A 19,132-nucleotide genomic window follows, 5' to 3' on the forward strand; every position below is an offset into this window, starting at 1 on the left:
TTTGACCGCTCAGGCACAATCCGTACGTTACACTGTTGCATTATCGTCTTCAGCGTAATGTCTTCTGCCATGAAATCCTTTTACCTCGCCTTCGTATTGCTCCTGCTCGCCGGCTGCGCGAGCGGCCCTCGCCTGGACACCAACCATCCTTCGCTCAATCACGACAATCGTGTGCAGTTCGTTGTCGTCCATTACACCTCCACCAACCTTGAACGCTCCCTGGCGCTATTGACGCATGGCCAGGTCAGCAGTCATTACCTGATCGGCGACGATGCTTCAGGCACCATCTATAAGCTGGTGGATGAGAGCCAACGCGCCTGGCACGCCGGAGAAAGCGAGTGGATGGGCCGTACGTGGCTCAACTCCAGCTCCATTGGTATCGAGATCGTCAACCCGGGTTATCGCGACACACCGACTGGCCGCGTCTGGTACCCGTATTCCGAGGCGCAGGTGCAGTCGTTGGTGGTGTTGCTCAAGGACATCAGCAAGCGCAATGGCATCGACCCCAAGAACATCATTGGTCATAGCGATATCGCGCCGCTGCGCAAGCTCGATCCGGGCCCGTTGTTCCCATGGAAGCGCTTGGCAGCTGAGGGTCTGGGAGCTTGGCCGAATGCGCAGGCCGTCGCTCGATTCCAGATGCAGTACGCCGCTAACCTGCCGAGCATCACCTGGTTCCAGGAAGAGTTGGCGCGGTTGGGCTATCAGACACCACAGACCGGCGAGCTGGATGTTGCCACGCGGCATGTGATCGCGGCGTTCCAGATGCATTTCCGGCCATCGCTGTTTGATGGCACGCCGGATGCCGAAAGCGCTGCGATCCTGCGCGCATTGAACCGGAGTTAGGCGTTAAAGCGGCAGCGCCATGTAGAACTGGGTGCCCTGCCCCGGCCGCGAGTAGACGCCCATGCGCCCGCCGTGCAGTTGCACAATTTCCTTGCACAGCGCCAGCCCCAGGCCGGCGCCGCCTTTCTTGCGTCCAACCTGCACGAAAGGTTCGAAGATACGTCCTTGCTGGCCATAGGCGATACCTTCGCCGTTATCCTCGACGCTGATAATCACCCGTTCACCATGACGGCGCGCCTGCAGGCGAATTTGCCCGCCATCGGCGGTATGTCGCAATGCATTGCCTAAAAGGTTGTCGAGTACGCGCTCAAGCTGGGCCTGGTCTGCGTACAGCCTGGGCAAGTCAGATTGGGCTTCCACCAGCAGTTCGATGTGCTGAGCATTTGCCAGCTCGGTAAATCGGGCTCGTGCATGCTCCAGCAGATCGGTGACATCGCACGGCCCTAGCGTGAGTTTTTGCAGGCCATTCTGGTAGCGCGAGAAGTTGAGCAAGTCGTTGATCAACTGCATCAAGCGCTGCATTTCTTCATTAACCGTGTCCAGCAGGTCCGCTTCACGGGACTCTGCGGGAAACTTCGCGCGCTCGCGAAACAGCCCGAAGGCCATGTGCATACCGGTGACGGGCGTACGCAGTTCGTGGGAGGCCCGCAAGACGAATTCGCTACGCACGCGCTCGAAAGCGCGCTGCTCGGTCACATCGTGCAGCACCATCACCGCCCCAAGAATATGCCCTTGGGTATGACTGACTGGCGTCAGGCTGTAGGTCAGCAGGCGCAATTCGCCCTCGACCTCCACTTCCAAGTCCTCAGGTGCCCGCTCCAGGTTGCCGCCGCGCAGCACCAGTTGCAGCTGCTCATCCATTTCCGGGCGACCCAATGCTTCGCCCAAGCCCTGCCCCAACCGCGCCTCGTCCCAGCCCAACTGGCGCTGTGCCACAGGGTTTAGGTGTTCGAGGCGGCCTTGGCGGTCGATCATCAGCAGGCCATCGTCGATGCTGTCGAGCACCGCTTGCAGACGCTGCTGGCCGGCCAGCAGTTCGTCGACATTGGTTGCCTGATGCTGGCGCAATGCTTCGGCCATGATGCCGAAGCGGCGGGTCAACTGGTTCATCTCCGCGGCAGACGAGATGGGCAGCGTCACTTCGAAATCACCCTGCCCGATCTTGTCGGCGGCTTTGGCCAAGGCTTCGATGGGGCCACCAAAGCGTCGGGCGATACCGTGTGCAGTGATGAAGCCGATGATCAACACTGCCAGCCCGACCAGGCCCAAAAGACCGGCAATCAGCAGCGCCCGGTCGCGGGATTTGTGTTCACTCTCGTTGATATTCTCCAGCGCGTGCTTGTGCTCGGCGATCAGGCCATTGCGCAAGGCGTTGAAGGTTTCGGTCAGCTTCGGGTCTTTGCTATTTGCCAGTGGGCTTTGCTGGGCTTCGTCAAATGCCTTGAGGAAGTTCAGGTAGTCAATGCGTGCCTGGCTGAACCCGCTGAGCTTGCCGTCTTGCTGTTCATGGGCGATGCCCTCATCCAGCAAGGCGAAATATTGCTCTTTTGAAGTTTTCAGTACCTCGGGGTCCGGTTGCTCCTGCAGCATCAGGATCAACTGGTCACCCAGGGTCTGACGCAGCTTGAGGCCAAGGTCCAGGGTGATGAAGTTGCTGCGGATCAGCGACTCCTGGCTCTTGGCCATTTGCATGACACTGACCAGTCCCAGGACCAGTCCCAGCAGGGCGACGGTGATCAGCGCTGAGATACTCAGGAACAAACGAGTGCGCAGTTTCATCGCTAGCTTCATAGGGTACAGCTCACAAGTTGTACTGTTTACGTTTGCGGTACAGGGTCGACGCGTCGATACCGAGAGTGCGGGCCGCCTGGTCCAGCGTGTCACTGGTGGCGAGTACCGCGCCGATGTGGGCTTTCTCCAGCTCATCCAGGCTCAGTGCCGCACCAATGCGCGGTGCATTGTTGGTCGGCTGCTCGGCCATCCCGAGGTGGCTGATTTCAACCTTTTCCTGAGGGCAGATGATGCTGGCTCGCTCCACAACGTTTCGCAGTTCTCGGATATTCCCCGGCCAGCGGTAGTTGAGCAGTGCTTCGCGCGCTTCATCGCTGAAGCCGCGTGCCGGTCGGGCGTATTCCTTAACAAAGCGCGCCAGGAAGCGGTCGGCCAACGTCAAGATGTCTTCACTGCGCTCACGCAGCGGTGGCAAGTGCAAAGTGATGACATTCAGGCGGTAGAGCAAATCTTCACGGAAGCGGCCGTCGCGTACCATGTCTTCCAGGTTGAGGTTGGTCGCCGCGAGAATGCGTACATCGGCGCGTCGGGTGACCGGGTCGCCCACGCGTTCATATTCCTTGTCTTGAATGAAGCGCAGCAACTTTGGTTGCAAGGTGAGGGGAAAATCGCCGATTTCGTCGAGAAAAAGCGTGCCGCCATCCGCCTGGTTGACTCGGCCCAAGGTGCTCTCGCTGGCACCGGTAAAGGCGCCGCGGCTGTGACCGAAGAGTTCGCTTTCCATCAGCTCTGCCGTCAGCGATGGGCAGTTGATGGTCACGCAGGACTTCTTCGAGCGCTTGCTCCAGCCGTGAATGGCGCGGGCCAACTCACCCTTACCTGTGCCTGATTCACCAAGGATCAAGATGTTGGCGTCGGTGCCCGCGACTTGGCGCGCGGTTTCCAGCACTACCATCATGGCCGGGCTGTGGGAGTCGAGGCCATCCTTTGGCTGGCGAACTTCGCCTTCCAGTGCTTCGAGGCGAGCGGAGAGTTGGCGCACTTCCAATTGCTTGGCGGTAGCGAGGCGCAGTTGGTCTGGGCTGCAGGGCTTGACCAGGTAGTCGGCGGCGCCAGCCTGGATCGCGTCTACTGCGGTATCCACGGCCGAGTGTGCGGTCACAATCACCACGCGCATCCACGGCGCCTGGATGCGCATCTGCGCCAACACGTCCAGGCCATTGTCCTCGCCCAGGCGCAGGTCCAGGAAGCACAGGTCGAACACCTGGCGCTGCATCAGCGCATCCGCCTGCGCAGCGCTGTTGGCGGTGGCTACGGTGTAGCCTTCATCTTCCAGGCAGTAACGGAAGGTGCGAAGGATCGCGGATTCGTCATCCACTAAAAGAATGCGGCCTTGAAGTTCCTTGGCTGATTCCATCTGTCCCGCGCTCCCCTTAACTATGAATGATGGTGTTTAGTCCCGGAATAATCGGGCAAGTTGCATGGTTTATTCTGATCGATAAAAGCCATCTTCGGGCAGGTATCTGCACAACCTCCTACAAACGCGCGATTTGATGGCCTTTTCATGCCTAGTAGCCACTTCGGCAACGCTATTTCTCTTTTCGATCCGTTGACCCGACCACTGACCATCGTGCATTTCGCACGGCCTGGATAGGGGCATCGTGCAGGATGCTGGGCTGTCGATCCGAGATGTATTGTTAACCTATTGATTTTATTGAGTTTTATTTTGTAAAAAAACTGGCACGCGCCCTGCAATATCCCTCTCAACAGTGTCATGACCGAATAATCAGAATGCGGGAGAAATGCAGCATGACTCGCCAAAGCCTCAGCCAATTGCGTGTATCGCCACTGCGCTTGCAGCAAGGTCTGTTTGCCAGCCTGGCCTTGATGGTCACGTTGATTGCGGGCCAGCAGTTCCAGCATTGGCAGCAGAGTCAGCAGCAAACCCTGCAATTCGAACGTCCGGTAATGACCCAGCACCATTTCAGTTCCGTCAGCAGCGTGGCTGCCGACGTTACCGCCCCGCAATTGAGAGTGGCAGACCAGGATTCGACTCTTGGCGAGTTGCCTGCTCAAGAACGTTGGGTGTTCTAGGCAACAAAAGGTCGCTTGTGTTGAGCGGCTGCACGGCACTACCGCTGTTACCCCTATAAAAGCGTAAGGAGAATCACCATGTTGAGTTGGGCAATCACATTTCTGATCATCGCCATTGTGGCTGCAGTCCTGGGCTTCGGTGGTATCGCGGGCACCGCCACGGGTATCGCAAAAATTCTGTTTGTGGTCTTCCTGGTGATGTTCATCGCTTCGTTCTTCTTTGGTCGTCGCGGCCGAGGCTGAATATGACCACTTTGTTTATCAAAGCCTGTGCTGCCGCTCTGATTCTGGGCGGTAGCGGCCTGGCGATGGCCGCCAACGACGGCCAATCCCGGGCTAACGAATTGCTCAGTGCGGACAAGCAATACCGCGAAACCTGGCAAAGCGTGGTGAAGAAAGAACAGCGCCTGCCGGAATGGGTGATGAACCTGTCCGGTACGGCCGAACAAATGAATGCCGTGGAAGAAGATGGCGACAAATACCTGGTCGGGCCACTCTGCGAGACCGCAGACACGTGCCTGAACAAGCGCCTGATCGTCGCCTTCAGCTACGACAAGGAAGACGCCTACGCCATGTTGGTTGAAGTGCCGGCCGGTTTGCCGGCAGACAAATCCCCGACGCGGCACGCCGATTACCGTTTTATCGGTAAACCGAACGAAGGCATGAAACAACTGCTGATGGAACAGCTTAAGAAAGATCCGAATTGGTACTAGGTTCCGTCTGACGCATCTGTCGTCAACGGAGCCGGCGTCCATAGAAAGAGGCCCCTTTGCTTCTTTCTGTCTGCATCACTCGCCAAGAGTGATGCATGACCAGGGGGCCGGGTTGCTCTGATCGATTCGGATCGGCGTGACCTACGGGTACAGGGAGTGCCTGCGCAAGGGCCGGGTCAGGCGAAAAGCTGCGACGCAAGTTCACAAGTCCTCAAGCTTGATGAACTTGCGGCGGGCTTATCGCGCGCATTAACCCTCTTTTATGTCGCCCATAGTCGCTATTTTCTATCTCGCCTCTTTCTAACTATTACTTGGTGTGTCGGTGCGACCTTCTATCTAGAAAATTATGCTCGCGCTATAGGACTCTTCGGACGCCAACCCCATCTAATTCCAGGCATTTTTGCCAGTAGCTCACAGACGTCCAACATCTCTGAGCGAGCCGCTAGTGGCCGGTTCACGGCATATTCACCGGGTTGAATGGCGGAATCGAACTGACCGTTCAGACAACTATTTTCAAAAAAAGCCATGCCGATTCGGCATAGGGTAGGCGTTTACGGCATTAGACGTCGCCCCCTTGCATGGGAATAGTTGCGCCTTTTTTCGCCTGCCAGTAAGCCATTTCGGCCACGCTGCGGTGACCTTCTACGGAGGCAGATGCACACACTTTTTCGCTTCCGAGCGTTCCAGATGGCGCATTTGCCTTAAGTCCACTTGAAGTAAGGGTAATGACATGAAGAAGGCAAAGCTAAGCCTCGCCTGGCAGATCCTCATCGGTTTGGTGCTGGGGATCGCAATCGGTGCAGTGCTCAACCATTTCAGTGCTGAAAAAGCCTGGTGGATCAGCAATGTGTTGCAGCCGGCGGGCGATATCTTTATCCGCCTGATCAAGATGATCGTGATCCCGATTGTGATTTCCTCACTGATCGTTGGCATCGCCGGCGTGGGTGACGCGAAGAAGCTCGGTCGCATCGGCGTCAAAACCATCCTTTACTTCGAAGTGGTCACCACCATCGCCATCGTGGTCGGCCTGTTGTTGGCCAACCTGTTCCACCCAGGCGCTGGCATCGACATGAGTACCCTGGGTACCGTCGATATCTCCAAGTACACCGCCACCGCTGCCGAAGTGCAGCATGAGCATGCGTTCATCGAGACCATCCTCAACCTGATTCCTTCGAATATCTTCGCCGCCGTCGCCCGTGGCGACATGCTGCCGATCATCTTCTTCTCGGTGCTGTTCGGCCTCGGCTTGTCGAGCCTCAAGCCGGAACTGCGCGAGCCTCTGGTCACAATGTTCCAGGGCGTCTCCGAGAGCATGTTCAAAGTCACCCACATGATCATGAAGTACGCCCCGATCGGCGTATTTGCCTTGATCGCGGTGACCGTCGCCAACTTCGGCTTCGCCTCGTTGCTGCCGCTGGCCAAGCTGGTGATTCTGGTTTACGTCGCCATTCTGTTCTTCGCCTTCGTGGTGCTGGGCCTGATCGCTCGCCTGTTCGGCTTCTCGGTGATCAAGCTGATGCGCATCTTCAAGGATGAGCTGGTACTGGCCTACTCCACCGCCAGTTCCGAAACCGTGCTGCCGCGCGTCATCGAGAAGATGGAAGCTTACGGCGCGCCGAAGGCCATCTGCAGCTTTGTGGTACCGACCGGCTACTCGTTCAACCTCGACGGTTCGACCCTGTATCAGAGCATCGCGGCGATCTTTATCGCCCAGCTGTACGGCATTGACCTGTCGATCGGCCAGCAACTGATGCTGGTGCTGACCCTGATGGTGACCTCCAAAGGTATCGCCGGTGTGCCGGGTGTGTCCTTCGTCGTCTTGCTGGCTACCCTGGGCAGCGTGGGCATTCCGCTGGAAGGCCTGGCGTTCATCGCCGGTGTCGACCGTGTGATGGACATGGCGCGTACCGCACTCAACGTGATCGGCAACGCTTTGGCCGTATTGGTCATCTCCCGTTGGGAAGGCATGTACGACGACGCCAAAGGCGAGCGCTACTGGAACTCCCTGCCGCACTGGCGCAGCAAAGAGGCCTCGCCAGCCACCCAAGCCACCCGCGGCTGATAGCCCGCGGCGTGAACACAAACCCCGGAAAATTCCGGGGTTTGTCGTTTCTGCCAGCCCCGCTATCATTCGCCCCATCTTTCGGGGGATTCAACAGATGCTTAATGGCCTGTGGCTTGGCTTCTTTGTCGTGGCAATGGTGTCAGCACTGGCGCAATGGCTGATTGGCGGTAATGCCGGGATTTTTGCGGCGATGGTGGAAAGCATTTTCGCCATGGCCAAATTGTCGGTGGAAGTCATGGTGCTGCTGTTCGGCACCCTGACCTTATGGCTGGGCTTTTTGCGCATCGCCGAAAAAGCCGGGATTGTCGACTGGTTGGCCAAGGCCCTCGGCCCGCTGTTTCGCCGCCTGATGCCGGAAGTGCCGGCCGGCCACCCCGCCATTGGCTTGATCACCCTCAACTTCGCCGCCAATGGCCTTGGGCTGGACAACGCCGCCACGCCGATTGGCCTGAAAGCCATGAAGGCGCTGCAGGAACTCAACCCGATCCCCAACACCGCCAGTAACGCGCAGATTCTGTTCCTTGTGCTGAATGCGTCTTCGCTGACGCTGTTGCCGGTGACCATCTTCATGTACCGCGCCCAGCAAGGCGCAGCGGACCCGACGCTGGTGTTTCTGCCGATCCTGCTGGCAACCAGCGCCTCGACCCTGGTTGGCCTATTGTCGGTGGCGGTGATGCAGCGCCTGCGGCTGTGGGATCCGGTGGTGCTGGCCTACCTGGTGCCCGGCGCATTGATCCTCGGTGGCTTTATGGCGTTGCTGGCGACCTTGTCCGCCACGGCGCTGGCCGGTTTGTCATCGATCCTTGGCAACCTGACGCTGTTCGGGTTGATCATGCTGTTTTTGCTGATCGGTGCGCTGCGCAAGGTCAAGGTATACGAGGCGTTCGTCGAAGGCGCCAAAGAGGGCTTCGACGTTGCCAAGAACCTGCTGCCGTATCTGGTGGCGATGCTGTGCGCGGTGGGCGTGTTACGCGCCTCGGGTGCGTTGGACTTCGGCCTTGAAGGCATTCGCCACCTGGTGGCGTGGACGGGCATGGACACGCGTTTTGTCGACGCGTTGCCGACCGCCATGGTCAAGCCCTTCTCCGGCAGTGCCGCGCGGGCGCTGCTGATCGAGACCATGCAAACCAAGGGCGTGGACAGCTTCCCGGCATTGGTGGCGGCGACGATTCAGGGCAGTACCGAAACCACCTTCTACGTGTTGGCGGTGTACTTCGGCTCGGTGGGGATCCAGCGGGCGCGGCATGCGGTGGGGTGTGCGTTGCTGGCAGAGTTTGCCGGTGTCGTGGCGGCGATTGCGGTGTGCTATTGGTTCTTCGGTTAAGGCTCACACCGCTTTCGCGAGCCAGCCCGCTCCCACATTCGAACGCATTTCGTCAGAATAAACGCGGTCAAATGTGGGAGCGGGCTTGCTCGCGAAGAAGCCCTCAGCGTTTCGCAGCACTTTGGCCCTGCTGCACCACCCAATCCACCACCTGCCTATTCAACTGATCCCCCGCCTGCCCAAACGCGGCAACCACCGCCGGCACTTTGGTGTCACCCACTGGCTGTCTCACCTCAAACCGGCGGCTGGCAATAATCCGTTGATCACTCCCGCGCACCAACCGCGCATCCAGGCGGATCAGCACTTCCACCGCGCTGCCATGGTACTCACTCTGAAACGCCTGCAATTGCCCGCCCAGCTCATAATCGGCCTGCAAGTTGGTCTCGTCGGTACTCAAGAGCGTCACCCGCCCATCGCGCTGGAAACCGTCCATGAACCGGTTGCGTAGCAACACCGGCGTCGGGTCGCTCCAGCGTGAGTTCGCATAGCTGCTGATCAGGTCACCGTTGGGCACCACGGCAATGCGCGGGCTGTCGAGAAACTCGCTGCTCTGCGGCTTGCTCACGCGCAGCGACCAGCTCACCGGCGCGCCTTGGGTGGTCGTCTGGGCCGAAGCCAGGCGGTACACGTCCGAAGGGTCGGGCTTGGGCAAAATCGAGCAGGCGCCGACCAGCACCAAGGCCACAGGGGCGATCAGTTGATAAGCGCGCTTCATGGCGTGAACTCCTTATTCTTGTCGCTACCCAGCAGGTAGCCGCTGGGGTTGGCTTCCAGGCGGCGGGAGATGGCGCGCAGCGAACCCAGGGTTTCGCGCAGTTCGCGCACGGCCGGCGCCAGTTCGTTGAGGCCCTGCATGCCGCTGTTCACCGAGTCCTTGTTATTGGTCAGTAAGGTGTTGATGGTTGCGGTGCTTTGTTCGAGCGATTTCATTGCCTGCTCGGCGCTGCCGAAGGCTTGCTTGCCTTGATCGTTCAACAGGCCGTTGGCGTTGCGCATCAGCACGGTGGTTTGCTCCAGGGCGGCAGTCGCCTGTTTGCTCACCTGCATCAATTGCTGCATCACCACCTTGATGTCACCGCGTTGCTCGGCGATGGCGCCAGTGGTTTGTTGCAGGTTGTCCAGCGTGTTGCTCAGGCGCTCGACGTTCTCCCGGGAGAACATGTGGTTGGCGTTGTGCAGCAGCAGGTTGATGCTGGTCATCAGGTCGTTGCTGTTATTGAGCAGGCGCGCGATCGGGGATGGTGAGGCGATGATTTCCGGCAGGTTGCCGTCCTTGCCCTTGAGCTCCGGGCTTTGCGGTGTGCCGCCGCTGAGCTGGATGATCGAGGTGCCGGTGATGCCGGTCAGGGCCAGCTTGGCCTGCGTGTCTTCCTTGATCGGCGTCTGCCCGGCCAGGCGGATACGTGCCAGTACGCGGCGCGGGTCGTTGGGGTCCAGGCGCAGGCTGGTGACGTCACCCACCTTGATCCCGCTGTACTGCACCGAGCTGCCTTGCGACAGGCCGCTGACCGCCTCGTTGAACACCACTTCATAATCCTGGAAGGCACTGTCGACGCTGGACTTGGCCAGCCACAGGCCAAACAGCATCGCGCCGACCACCACGATTACGCTGAACAGACCGATCATCACATGATGGGCTCGGGTTTCCATGTCATACCTCGTTGAGCGATTGAGCGGCATCCAATGCCGCGCGGCCGCGGGGGCCGTGGAAATATTCGTGAATCCAGGGGTCGTTCGTTTCCGAGACGACATCAATGGCATCGGCCACCAGCACTTTCTTCTGCGCCAGCACCGCCACACGGTCGGTGATGGTGTACAGCGTGTCGAGGTCGTGGGTGACCAGGAACACGCTCAGCCCCAGCGCATCGCGCAAGGTCAGGATCAGTTGGTCGAATTGCGCCGCGCCAATCGGGTCGAGGCCGGCGGTGGGTTCGTCGAGAAACAGGATGTCCGGGTCCAGCGCCAGGGCTCGGGCCAGGGCCGCACGCTTGATCATGCCGCCGGAGAGCGACGCCGGGTATTTGTCGGCCGCCGACAGCGGCAACCCCGCAAGGGCAAGCTTGACTGCGGCCAGGTGCTCGGCATCGGCGCGGCTGAGGCCCGCGTGCTCGATCAGCGGCAGGGCGACGTTTTCGGTGACGGTCAGCGACGAAAACAGCGCGCCCTTCTGAAACAGCACGCCAAAGCGTCGCTCCACCTGTGAGCGTTGCTGTTCCGGCAGGCTCGGCAGGTTCTTGCCGAACACCCGCACCTCGCCTTCGCTGGGCCGGCGCAGGCCGACGATGCTGCGCAGCAACACCGACTTGCCGCTGCCGGAACCGCCCACCACCGCGAGGATCTCGCCTTTGTATAAATCCAGATCGAGGTTCTCGTGCACGCTCTGGCTGCCAAAGCGGTTGCACAGGCCGCGCACTTCGATCACCGCCTCGGTGGGCGCTCGGTGTAGACGACTCACCAGCCCATCTCCATAAAGAACAGCGCGGCAACCGCGTCCAGCACGATCACCACAAAAATCGATTGCACCACGCTGGAGGTGGTGTGGGCGCCGACCGATTCGGCGCTGCCGCTGACCTTGAAGCCTTCGAGGCAGCCAATCGCGGCGATCAGGAAGGCAAAGATCGGCGCTTTCACCATGCCCACCAGAAAATGTTGTACACCGATGTCCGATTGCAGCAGCGAGAGAAACATCGCCGGTGAAATATCCAGTGCCACCGCGCACACCACGCCGCCGCCGACAATCCCCGAGAGCATCGCCAGAAAGGTCAGCATCGGCAGCGACACCAGCAGCGCCATCACGCGCGGCAACACCAGCAGCTCCATCGGGTCCAGGCCCAGGGTGCGGATGGCGTCGATTTCTTCGTTGGCCTTCATCGAGCCGATTTGCGCGGTGAAGGCACTGGCAGTGCGGCCGGCGATCAGGATTGCAGTGAGCAGCACGCCAAATTCACGCAGGAAAGAGAACGCCACCAAGTCCACGGTAAAAATGGTTGCGCCGAAACTCTTGAGCACCGTAGCGCCGAGAAATGCCACCACTGCGCCGACCAAGAAGGTCAGCAAGGCCACGATGGGGGCGGCGTCGAGGCCGGTCTGTTCGATATGCGCGACCATTGGCGTAATGCGCCAGCGCTTGGGGCGCAAGATGCCGCGGGCAAAGGTTTCCAGGATCAAACCGATAAAGCCGAGCAGCTTCTTGCTGTCTTGCCACACGGTGTCCACCGCGCGGCCGATGCGCGCCAGCACCTGGATACCGGCGGCCTCTTCCGGGGCTTTGTCCGGCACACAAAAATCATTCAGCGAGCGGTAGACGGTCTTGAGCAGTGCGCGGTCGGCGGCGGACAAGCTGCAATCGGTCTGTTCGGCCGATTGCTCGATACGGTCGGGCCCCAGCAGCTCAACCAGCAGCGACGCGCCCGCGGTATCCAGGGCGCCCAGGCCGTTGAGGTCGATGCGTGCGCCGGCGTCGTATTGGCCGTCGAGTGTGGCCGACAGCTGCTTCAGGTTTGCATAGTGAGCAAGCGTCCAGTCCCCCGTAATCCTGAGTAACGGAGGAGCGGTGGTCGTGTCGAGATGGGCGGCGCCCGCCGTAGTACTGGTGGTCATAAGCTCCGAGCTTGTTTGGCTATCCAGAATTCCTACGTAATAGCACGATACGGCCTACTTTGGCGTGTCCGTTTGTGCTGTGTCAGTGACTTTGAAGCGCAGCACGCCAATGACCTGTCCGTCCTCCGTCAGCACCCGCACTTGCCAGCGGCCTACCGCATCGGCGGGGAAGTTCTGCTTGTGCGTCCAGGCGCGGTAGCCTTCGTCGCGCCCGCCGTGAATATCCAGGGCAATGCGGTCGACCTCTTTGCCGTTGAACTTCCACACATGGTAAATCCGCTCATCCAGCCCGCGCGGCGCGTTGATCGCGGTGTAGGCGTACAGCCCGCCACTGCGCAGTTGGGCGGCGGTGACTTCCTTGAGGTCATCTCCGGGCGTCCGGTCCTGCAGTTGGGTGCTGATCGCCACTTCGGTCATCCACAGCGTGGCCGGCGGTACCCACGTGCGCAGGAACCAGCCGGCGCAGCCGATGGCGGCGGTCACCCCCAGCAGCATCGCCCAACCTTTGAAGCTGCGCAGCGGCAAGCTGACCGCCAGGCTCGGGATCGACAGCGCCATGGCCACACCCAGCGCCAATTTGTAACTTTCAGCGGTGGTCAGGTGCAGGATGATCGGCAGCGCGGTGAGCAGCGCGGCGAACAAGGTCAGTGTGTGCAGCGCCAGGAACAGCGAGCGTTTCGGCGCCAGCCATTTGTAGTACAGCGGGTCGGTGATCGACACCAGTGCCGCCGCGCCGAGCAGGCCGGTGAAAACCGACTGGCCGCTGTTCCAGGTGGTGGTGACGAAAAAGAAGGGCAGCACAAAAAACAGACTTTCCTGGTGGATCATCTGGGTGGCGTAGCGCAGCAGGGGTTCGGGGATTTCGCGTTTGAAGACCTTGGCGAACAGCTGGGTGAAGCTGTTTTCCAGCATCAGCCACAGCCAGCTCACCAGCATGATCACGGCGATCCAGCTGGCCATGCCCTGTTGGCGATCCACCAGCATGAAACTGCACACACCCGAGATAAAGCCGCCGAGTGCGATGACCCCAGGGTAGCGCTTGATCAGGACGAGAATGCGCTGGATAAGGGGCGGCAGCTTTGGCATGAGCGATCCACAATGTGTGTAGGAAAAAACCCAGACAGAATAGCGTCTTAGCCCTGTGTTCGGTGCCTCATTACGCGATCCGTTTGCGATAAAGCCGCAGGCCGCCCAACACAATGGCGATCAACCCGAGCACACCCGCGCCGATCCAGGTCAGGCTGTCGTAGCTCAGCAGCGGTTTTTCGATACGCCAGTAACCCGCCTGGTCAAACAGTTGGCGCATGGCCTGGTTGGCCTGCTTCAGGTTGACGGCCTTGATGCGTTTGACCGGGTCGCTGAAGTGGCCGTCGGCGTAGTCGCCGGATGCACTCCAGTAGTAATCGGCCAACGCACTGTTGCCCTGCACGGCCCACGCCTGGCGCGCGATGGCAGCTTGCTGCAGGCGGGCGAAGGTGGCCGCGTCGAGGCCGTCCTTGAGCAGTTGCGCCTTGAGCGCTTGCAGCACCTGTTCGGCTTGCGGCAGGTTTTCGCGCTCAAGGTCGGCATTCAGGCTCAGGAAACCGACGCCGCCGAGCACTTCACGCTCGCTCCAGGGGCCGTAGGACAAACCGTGCTTGAGGCGCAGTTGGCGGTACAGCGCCCAGTCGAGGTAGTCCTTGAGCAGGTCGTAGGTTTCATCATGCTGGTCGTCCAGTACCGGTTCCGGGAACAGCCAGTGCAGTTTGGCGCTGTCACCGATCCAGCCGTGGATCAGGTCGCGATGGCTGGCGGCGGCGTGCTGGATTTCCGGAAGTGGCAAATGCTCGCTCGGCTCGATCGGATCAAGTTGGCCGTAGGTGCGTTCCAGGTAGGCCGGCAGCAGTTTGTCGAGGTCGCCGACAATGATCAGGGTCATGTTGTTGGGCGCATACCAGTTTTTGCGCAGCGCTTGCAATTGATCGCGGGTCAAGTGGTCGACCTCGGCGCGTTCAGCGCACTTGAGCCCTAGCTCGACGGCCAATTGGTTGCTGGCGGTGTGGCCAAGGTCCTGGCGGTCGAGCAGGCGTTGCAGGTGCGAGTAATGCCCGCCGTCTTCGCGTTCGACCACGCGCTTGGCCGCAGTGATGTTGGCGTCGGTCAGTTCTGTGCGAGTGATGATGGCCAACAGCAAATCCAGCACTTTGCGCTGGTTTTGCGCGGGCGCTTCAATCACGAAAGTGGTGTCGGCGTTGCTGGTGTAGGCGTTCCAGTCGCCGCCCAAGGCCTGCATGCGTTCTTCGAGGTCGCCTTCGCCGCCGCCATCGATGCCACTGAACAACACGTGTTCGAGCAGGTGCGGCAGCTCTTTTTCTTCACAAGGGAAGTCATCCAGGCCTACGCCTACCACCAGGCGGATAGCCACGTGCCCGCGCTCGGTGCCCGGTTTGAGCAGCAATTGCAGGCCGTTGGGCAAGGTGTAGCCCTCGACTTGCAGGCGGTCAAAGGCAAAGGTATGTGCCGAGCCCAAGAGCAGGCAGGCGAATAACAGGCGACGCATAACAGCTTCCTGGCGAGTGAGATCCACTGTTAACTGACTTCACTCACCGTCGTACGTTCAGGGTGAATGGGTGATGTCGGCGATATCTTCGGCCGAGAGTGCGCCGGTGTCGGACGTTTCGAGCACGACGTAGGCGCTGCTGCAGAACAGTGAGTTGAGGCGTTTCATGTCGGCAATCAGCTCCAGGTGCAGGGAACTGGTTTCCAGGCTCTGTACGATCTTGCGTTGCAGACGGCTGACGTGGGCGTGAGCCAAGCGGCGTTCCTGAGCGCGGAAGCGGCGCTTCTCGCGCAGCAGTTGGCGGGCGCTTTCCGGGTCGGCACTGAGGAACACCGACAGGCCCAGACGCAGGTTGGCAATCAGCTGGGTATGCAGGCCGGCCAGCTCCTCCAGGCCTACTTCGGAGAACTGCCGACGTTGCGAGGTTTTCTGCTGCTGGACTTTGCGCAGCATGCGCTCGATCAGGTCGCCAGCCAGTTTCAGGTTGATCGACAGTTCGATGATCTCGGCCCAACGACGGCTGTCCTGTTCGCTGAGGTCTTCACGGGGCATTTGCGCCAGGTAAAGCTTGATCGCGCTGTACAGGGCTTCAACGTCGTCACTGAGGCTGCGCATTTCCTGAGTGATGGCGGTTTGCTTGCCGCGCAACACTTCGAGCATTGCGGTGAGCATGTTGTCGATCAGGTCGCCCAGGCGCAGGGTTTCGCGCGCGGCGTTGGCCAATGCCAGGCTTGGGGTGTCGAGTGCGGCAAGGTCGAGGTGGCGCGGTTTGGCTTTGCCGTTGGTCTCGGCTTGTTCCGGCAGCAACCAGGCGCACAAGCGCGCCATTGGGCCGATCGTCGGCAGCAGGATGAGGCAGCGGCTGACGTTGTAGAGCAGGTGGAAGGTAATGACCATGCCTTGGGCGCTGTAGTCCAGGCCGTCCATCCAGCCTACGAGCGGGTCGAGCACCGGGATGATCAGCAGCAAGCCGATCAGTTTGTACAGCAGGCTGCCCAGTGCCACTTGCCGACCGGCCGCGTTTTGCATGCTGGTACTGAGAAACGCCAGCACGCCACTGCCGATGTTGGCGCCGATCACCAGGCCAATGGCCACGTGCAGGCCGATCACGCCCGCCCCGGCGAGGGTTGCCGTGAGCAGTACGGCAGCCAGACTGGAGTAGGAAATCATCGCGAACAATGCACCGACCAGGGCATCCAGCAGGATGTCGCCGGTCAGCGAGGCAAACAGCACTTTGACGCCTTGGGCGTGAGTGATGGGCCCGGCGGCTTCGACAATCAGTTGCAGTGCCAGAATGATCAGGCCCAGGCCGATGCCGACGCGGCCCATCTGCCCTGCTCGCGTCTGTTTACGCGACAGGAAGAAAATCACCCCGAGAAAAATCAGCAGCGGCGACAGCCAGGACAGGTCAAAGGTCAGCACGCGCGCCATCAACGCTGTACCGACGTCGGCACCGAGCATGGTCGCCAAGGCAGGCGTGAGCCCCATCAGGCCCTGCCCGACAAAGGATGTCACCAGCATTGCCGTGGCGTTACTGCTTTGCACCATGGCCGTCACCAGGATACCGGCGACAAACGCCAGCCAGCGCTTGGACATGTTCTGCCCGATGACTTGGCGCAAGTTGGAGCCGTAGACCCGCAAGATGCCGGTACGGACGATATGCGTGCCCCAGATAAGCAGGGTCACGGCGGAAAGCAGATTGAGCAAGGTCAGCATGCTCGGCCCCCCGTGTGGGTTAGCTCAAAAAGAGCAAATAAGAATTGCCGCGTGCCGCTCTACGTCTTGTACTTAAGCTGTAGTTGGCGAATGGGCTGCGCGCCAGCATCGCATAGCTAAAGTCGTGTTTGAAATAAAACTGTCATGAAATCAGTTTTTTGCAGATGAAAAAAAGGGGCTCGAAAGCCCCTTTTCAGCAGCGGGTCGGTGTTATTGACCCGGAATGTCCTTGCGCAGTTTCACTGGATCCTGCTGTTTCTTCTTTTTCGCGATGGCGGTGCGCATCTTGATATTGATCGCTTCCACCGCCAGCGAGAACGCCATGGCGAAGTAGACGTAGCCTTTTGGCACGTGCACGTCGAAGGATTCGGCAATCAGCACCGTACCCACTACCAGCAGGAACGACAGCGCGAGCATCTTCAGCGACGGGTGCTTGTCGATGAATTCGCTGATGGTGCCGGCAGCCAGCATCATCACCAGAACGGCCACCACGATCGCTGCCACCATCACCGGCACGTGAGAAACCATGCCAACCGCAGTAATCACCGAGTCCAGCGAGAACACGATGTCGATGATGGCGATCTGAATGATGGTGTAGATGAACTTGCCGCCGGCGCCTTTCGGCTCGTCGTGGGTTTCGTCTTCGCCTTCCAGTGCGTGGTACATCTCCTGGGAGCTTTTCCACAGCAGGAACAGGCCACCGAAGAACAGGATCAGGTCGCGGCCGGAAATGCCTTGGCCGAAGACCACGAACAGGTCGGCGGTCAGTTGCATGACCCAGGTGATCGACAGCAGCAGCAGGATTCGCGTGACCATGGCCAGGGCCAGGCCGAAGATCCGGGTGCGCGCCTGCATATGCTTGGGCATGCGGCTGACCAGGATCGAAATCATGATGATGTTATCGATGCCCAGGACGATCTCGAGGGCCGTCAGGGTGAAGAAGGCAATCCAGATTTCCGGATTGGTCAGCCATTCCATGTGTATTCCTTTGAGCAAATGTTAAACCGCGCAAGCTGCAGCGCCGCGCGGGTGAGTGGGTACGATTATAGAGTGCTGAACAGCGGAAAAATCCCCATCAGCAAAGCGGCGAACATTATGCACAGGCATACCAGCACTGCCCACTTGAGGGTAAAGCGTTGGTGATCGCCAAATTCGATACCGGCCAGGGCTACCAGCAGGTAGGTCGAAGGGACCAGCGGGCTGAGCAGATGCACGGGTTGGCCGACGATAGACGCGCGGGCCATTTCCACGGCAGTGATGCCATAGTGGCTGGCGGCTTCGGCGAGTACCGGCAGTACGCCGTAGTAAAACGCATCGTTGGACATGAAGAAAGTAAACGGCATGCTCACCAGCGCGGTGATCACCGCCAGGTAAGGGCCCATGGCTTCAGGAATGACCGCCAGCAGGCTTTTGGACATGGCGTCGACCATGCCGGTGCCCGACAGGATGCCGGTGAAAATACCGGCAGCGAAGATCAGCCCCACCACCGCCAGTACGCTGCCTGCGTGGGCAGCGACGCGGTCTTTCTGCTGTTGCAGGCACGGGTAGTTGACGATCATCGCGATGCTGAACGCCACCATGAACAGCACTGGCAGCGGCAACAAGCCGGCGATCAGGGTGCACATCAGGGCAAAGGTCAGGGCGCCGTTGAACCAGATCAGCTTCGGACGACGAGCATCCGGGAACTGCGACACGCTGATCTCGCTGTGGTCGATCTCGTCACCCTGCAGGTGCAGTTCGCCCAGGCGCGCTCGTTCGCGTTTACCGTACATATAAGCAATCGCCAGGATGGCCACGACGCCGGCGGCCATGGCCGGGATCATCGGTACGAAAATATCCGAGGGGTCTACGTGCAGCGCACTGGCGGCGCGGGCGGTCGGGCCGCCCCATGGCGTCATGTTCATTACGCCACCGGCGAGGATGATCAGGCCGGCCATGATCCGCGGGCTCATGCCGATGCGCTGGTACAACGGCAGCATGGCGGCGACGCAGATCATGTAGGTGGTAGCGCCGTCACCGTCGAGAGACACCACCAGTGCCAGCACGGCGGTACCGACCGACACTTTCAGCGGGTCGCCCTTGACCATCTTGAGGATCTTGCGCACGGCCGGGTCGAACAGACCGGAGTCGATCATCAGGGCAAAGTACAGAATGGCGAACATCAGCATCACGCCGGTCGGCGCAAGCTTGGTGATGCCCGCAAGCATCATCGGCCCGATCTCGGGTGCAAAGCCACCAAACAGGGCGAACAGGATGGGCACGATGATCAAGGCAATCAGCGCGGAAAGGCGCTTGGTCATGATCAGGAACATGAACGTGATGACCATGGCAAAGCCAAGGAAAGTCAGCATAGGAATACTCCAGGCGTAGCGCGGCTAGGGAATGGCGAACCGGTTTGGGGTCAGCGCAGTACGAAAGGCACGTGGCGTACGGGTGGAGTTGGAGCGAAAAGGCAAGGACGAGCGGACATCGGGAATCACCATTGTTGTTGTTAACAGCCGGTC

At 60.0% G+C, this 19,132-nt stretch carries 17 protein-coding genes; 6 read left to right on the plus strand and 11 right to left on the minus strand.

Annotation, left to right across the window (positions count from 1 at the left end):
* The first annotated feature begins 69 nt into the window (after window positions 1-69).
* Window positions 70-846, plus strand: a complete 777-nt coding sequence (locus tag AC19YS_RS08845; protein WP_119741336.1) for an N-acetylmuramoyl-L-alanine amidase — start codon at window positions 70-72, stop codon at window positions 844-846.
* 3 nt (window positions 847-849) lie between these two features.
* On the opposite strand, the gene AC19YS_RS08850 is transcribed toward AC19YS_RS08845, so the two are convergent.
* Together AC19YS_RS08850 and algB are read right to left on the minus strand one after the other, a co-directional pair.
* A complete protein-coding gene (locus AC19YS_RS08850; protein ID WP_106576044.1) occupies window positions 850-2,637 on the minus strand; it encodes a KinB sensor domain-containing domain in 1,788 nt (595 codons plus the stop codon).
* 10 nt (window positions 2,638-2,647) lie between these two features.
* The gene (gene algB / locus AC19YS_RS08855; protein WP_078740007.1) at window positions 2,648-3,994 is read right to left on the minus strand and encodes a sigma-54-dependent response regulator transcription factor AlgB; all 1,347 of its coding nucleotides are present in this window, start codon (window positions 3,992-3,994) and stop codon (window positions 2,648-2,650) included.
* Between the two features lie 392 nt (window positions 3,995-4,386).
* Here algB and AC19YS_RS08860 point away from each other — a divergent pair, with 392 nt between their 5' ends.
* The 5 genes from AC19YS_RS08860 (at window position 4,387) to AC19YS_RS08880 (ending at window position 8,773) form a co-directional block, all read left to right on the plus strand.
* Complete coding sequence (locus AC19YS_RS08860) at window positions 4,387-4,671, plus strand: hypothetical protein (RefSeq protein WP_106576045.1); 285 nt, start codon at window positions 4,387-4,389, stop codon at window positions 4,669-4,671.
* A 78-nt stretch (window positions 4,672-4,749) separates the two neighbouring features.
* Window positions 4,750-4,914 carry a DUF1328 domain-containing protein gene (locus AC19YS_RS08865; RefSeq protein WP_003170804.1) on the plus strand — a complete coding sequence of 55 codons (165 nt, stop codon included), beginning with the start codon at window positions 4,750-4,752 and terminating at the stop codon, window positions 4,912-4,914.
* A gap of 2 nt (window positions 4,915-4,916) precedes the next feature.
* The gene (locus AC19YS_RS08870; RefSeq protein ID WP_119741338.1) at window positions 4,917-5,384 is read left to right on the plus strand and encodes an inhibitor of vertebrate lysozyme family protein; all 468 of its coding nucleotides are present in this window, start codon (window positions 4,917-4,919) and stop codon (window positions 5,382-5,384) included.
* A 730-nt stretch (window positions 5,385-6,114) separates the two neighbouring features.
* Window positions 6,115-7,446: a glutamate/aspartate:proton symporter GltP gene (gene gltP / locus AC19YS_RS08875; RefSeq protein ID WP_106576047.1), complete on the plus strand. Its 1,332-nt coding sequence runs from the start codon at window positions 6,115-6,117 to the stop codon at window positions 7,444-7,446.
* A gap of 97 nt (window positions 7,447-7,543) precedes the next feature.
* Window positions 7,544-8,773, plus strand: coding sequence for a nucleoside recognition domain-containing protein (locus tag AC19YS_RS08880; protein WP_106576048.1), 1,230 nt, complete (start codon window positions 7,544-7,546; stop codon window positions 8,771-8,773).
* Window positions 8,774-8,876: 103 nt separating this feature from the next.
* Here the strand turns inward: AC19YS_RS08880 and AC19YS_RS08885 are convergent, their stop codons facing one another.
* The 9 genes from AC19YS_RS08885 to AC19YS_RS08925 form a co-directional block, all read right to left on the minus strand.
* The gene (locus AC19YS_RS08885) at window positions 8,877-9,488 is read right to left on the minus strand and encodes an ABC-type transport auxiliary lipoprotein family protein (RefSeq protein WP_119741340.1); all 612 of its coding nucleotides are present in this window, start codon (window positions 9,486-9,488) and stop codon (window positions 8,877-8,879) included.
* A complete protein-coding gene (locus AC19YS_RS08890; protein ID WP_119741342.1) occupies window positions 9,485-10,423 on the minus strand; it encodes an MlaD family protein in 939 nt (312 codons plus the stop codon). The genes AC19YS_RS08885 and AC19YS_RS08890 overlap by 4 nt, the downstream gene beginning before the upstream one ends.
* Before the next feature lies 1 nt (window position 10,424).
* Entirely contained in the window at window positions 10,425-11,228 is an 804-nt protein-coding gene (locus tag AC19YS_RS08895) for an ABC transporter ATP-binding protein (protein WP_106576051.1), read from the minus strand.
* Window positions 11,225-12,373, minus strand: a complete 1,149-nt coding sequence (locus AC19YS_RS08900; RefSeq protein WP_179610089.1) for an ABC transporter permease — start codon at window positions 12,371-12,373, stop codon at window positions 11,225-11,227. The genes AC19YS_RS08895 and AC19YS_RS08900 overlap by 4 nt, the downstream gene beginning before the upstream one ends.
* A 54-nt stretch (window positions 12,374-12,427) precedes the next feature.
* The gene (locus AC19YS_RS08905) at window positions 12,428-13,459 is read right to left on the minus strand and encodes a DUF5924 family protein (RefSeq protein WP_106576053.1); all 1,032 of its coding nucleotides are present in this window, start codon (window positions 13,457-13,459) and stop codon (window positions 12,428-12,430) included.
* 70 nt (window positions 13,460-13,529) lie between these two features.
* Window positions 13,530-14,912 (minus strand): M16 family metallopeptidase, encoded by a 1,383-nt coding sequence (locus AC19YS_RS08910; protein ID WP_500601485.1) that lies wholly within the window; start codon window positions 14,910-14,912, stop codon window positions 13,530-13,532.
* A 57-nt stretch (window positions 14,913-14,969) separates the two neighbouring features.
* A complete protein-coding gene (locus AC19YS_RS08915) occupies window positions 14,970-16,628 on the minus strand; it encodes a Na/Pi cotransporter family protein (RefSeq protein WP_106576055.1) in 1,659 nt (552 codons plus the stop codon).
* Between the two features lie 210 nt (window positions 16,629-16,838).
* Window positions 16,839-17,606, minus strand: a complete 768-nt coding sequence (locus tag AC19YS_RS08920; protein WP_106576056.1) for a TerC family protein — start codon at window positions 17,604-17,606, stop codon at window positions 16,839-16,841.
* Between the two features lie 65 nt (window positions 17,607-17,671).
* The gene (locus AC19YS_RS08925; RefSeq protein ID WP_106576057.1) at window positions 17,672-18,979 is read right to left on the minus strand and encodes a CitMHS family transporter; all 1,308 of its coding nucleotides are present in this window, start codon (window positions 18,977-18,979) and stop codon (window positions 17,672-17,674) included.
* Window positions 18,980-19,132 lie beyond the last annotated feature (153 nt).

The sequence above is a fragment of the Pseudomonas sp. MF08831 genome, assembly GCF_059862645.1.

Excerpts from the sequence above, each read along its gene's own strand:
- AC19YS_RS08890 (WP_119741342.1), bottom strand. The coding sequence starts at position 10,423 with ATGGAAACCCGAGCCCATCATGTGATGATCGGTCTGTTCAGCGTAATC.
- AC19YS_RS08925 (WP_106576057.1), bottom strand. The coding sequence starts at position 18,979 with ATGCTGACTTTCCTTGGCTTTGCCATGGTCATCACGTTCATGTTCCTG.
- AC19YS_RS08900 (WP_179610089.1), bottom strand. The coding sequence starts at position 12,373 with ATGACCACCAGTACTACGGCGGGCGCCGCCCATCTCGACACGACCACC.
- AC19YS_RS08920 (WP_106576056.1), bottom strand. The coding sequence starts at position 17,606 with ATGGAATGGCTGACCAATCCGGAAATCTGGATTGCCTTCTTCACCCTG.
- AC19YS_RS08865 (WP_003170804.1), top strand. The coding sequence starts at position 4,750 with ATGTTGAGTTGGGCAATCACATTTCTGATCATCGCCATTGTGGCTGCA.
- gltP (WP_106576047.1), top strand. The coding sequence starts at position 6,115 with ATGAAGAAGGCAAAGCTAAGCCTCGCCTGGCAGATCCTCATCGGTTTG.
- AC19YS_RS08880 (WP_106576048.1), top strand. The coding sequence starts at position 7,544 with ATGCTTAATGGCCTGTGGCTTGGCTTCTTTGTCGTGGCAATGGTGTCA.
- AC19YS_RS08910 (WP_500601485.1), bottom strand. The coding sequence starts at position 14,912 with ATGCGTCGCCTGTTATTCGCCTGCCTGCTCTTGGGCTCGGCACATACC.
- AC19YS_RS08870 (WP_119741338.1), top strand. The coding sequence starts at position 4,917 with ATGACCACTTTGTTTATCAAAGCCTGTGCTGCCGCTCTGATTCTGGGC.
- AC19YS_RS08845 (WP_119741336.1), top strand. The coding sequence starts at position 70 with ATGAAATCCTTTTACCTCGCCTTCGTATTGCTCCTGCTCGCCGGCTGC.
- AC19YS_RS08885 (WP_119741340.1), bottom strand. The coding sequence starts at position 9,488 with ATGAAGCGCGCTTATCAACTGATCGCCCCTGTGGCCTTGGTGCTGGTC.
- AC19YS_RS08860 (WP_106576045.1), top strand. The coding sequence starts at position 4,387 with ATGACTCGCCAAAGCCTCAGCCAATTGCGTGTATCGCCACTGCGCTTG.
- AC19YS_RS08915 (WP_106576055.1), bottom strand. The coding sequence starts at position 16,628 with ATGCTGACCTTGCTCAATCTGCTTTCCGCCGTGACCCTGCTTATCTGG.
- AC19YS_RS08850 (WP_106576044.1), bottom strand. The coding sequence starts at position 2,637 with ATGAAGCTAGCGATGAAACTGCGCACTCGTTTGTTCCTGAGTATCTCA.
- algB (WP_078740007.1), bottom strand. The coding sequence starts at position 3,994 with ATGGAATCAGCCAAGGAACTTCAAGGCCGCATTCTTTTAGTGGATGAC.
- AC19YS_RS08905 (WP_106576053.1), bottom strand. The coding sequence starts at position 13,459 with ATGCCAAAGCTGCCGCCCCTTATCCAGCGCATTCTCGTCCTGATCAAG.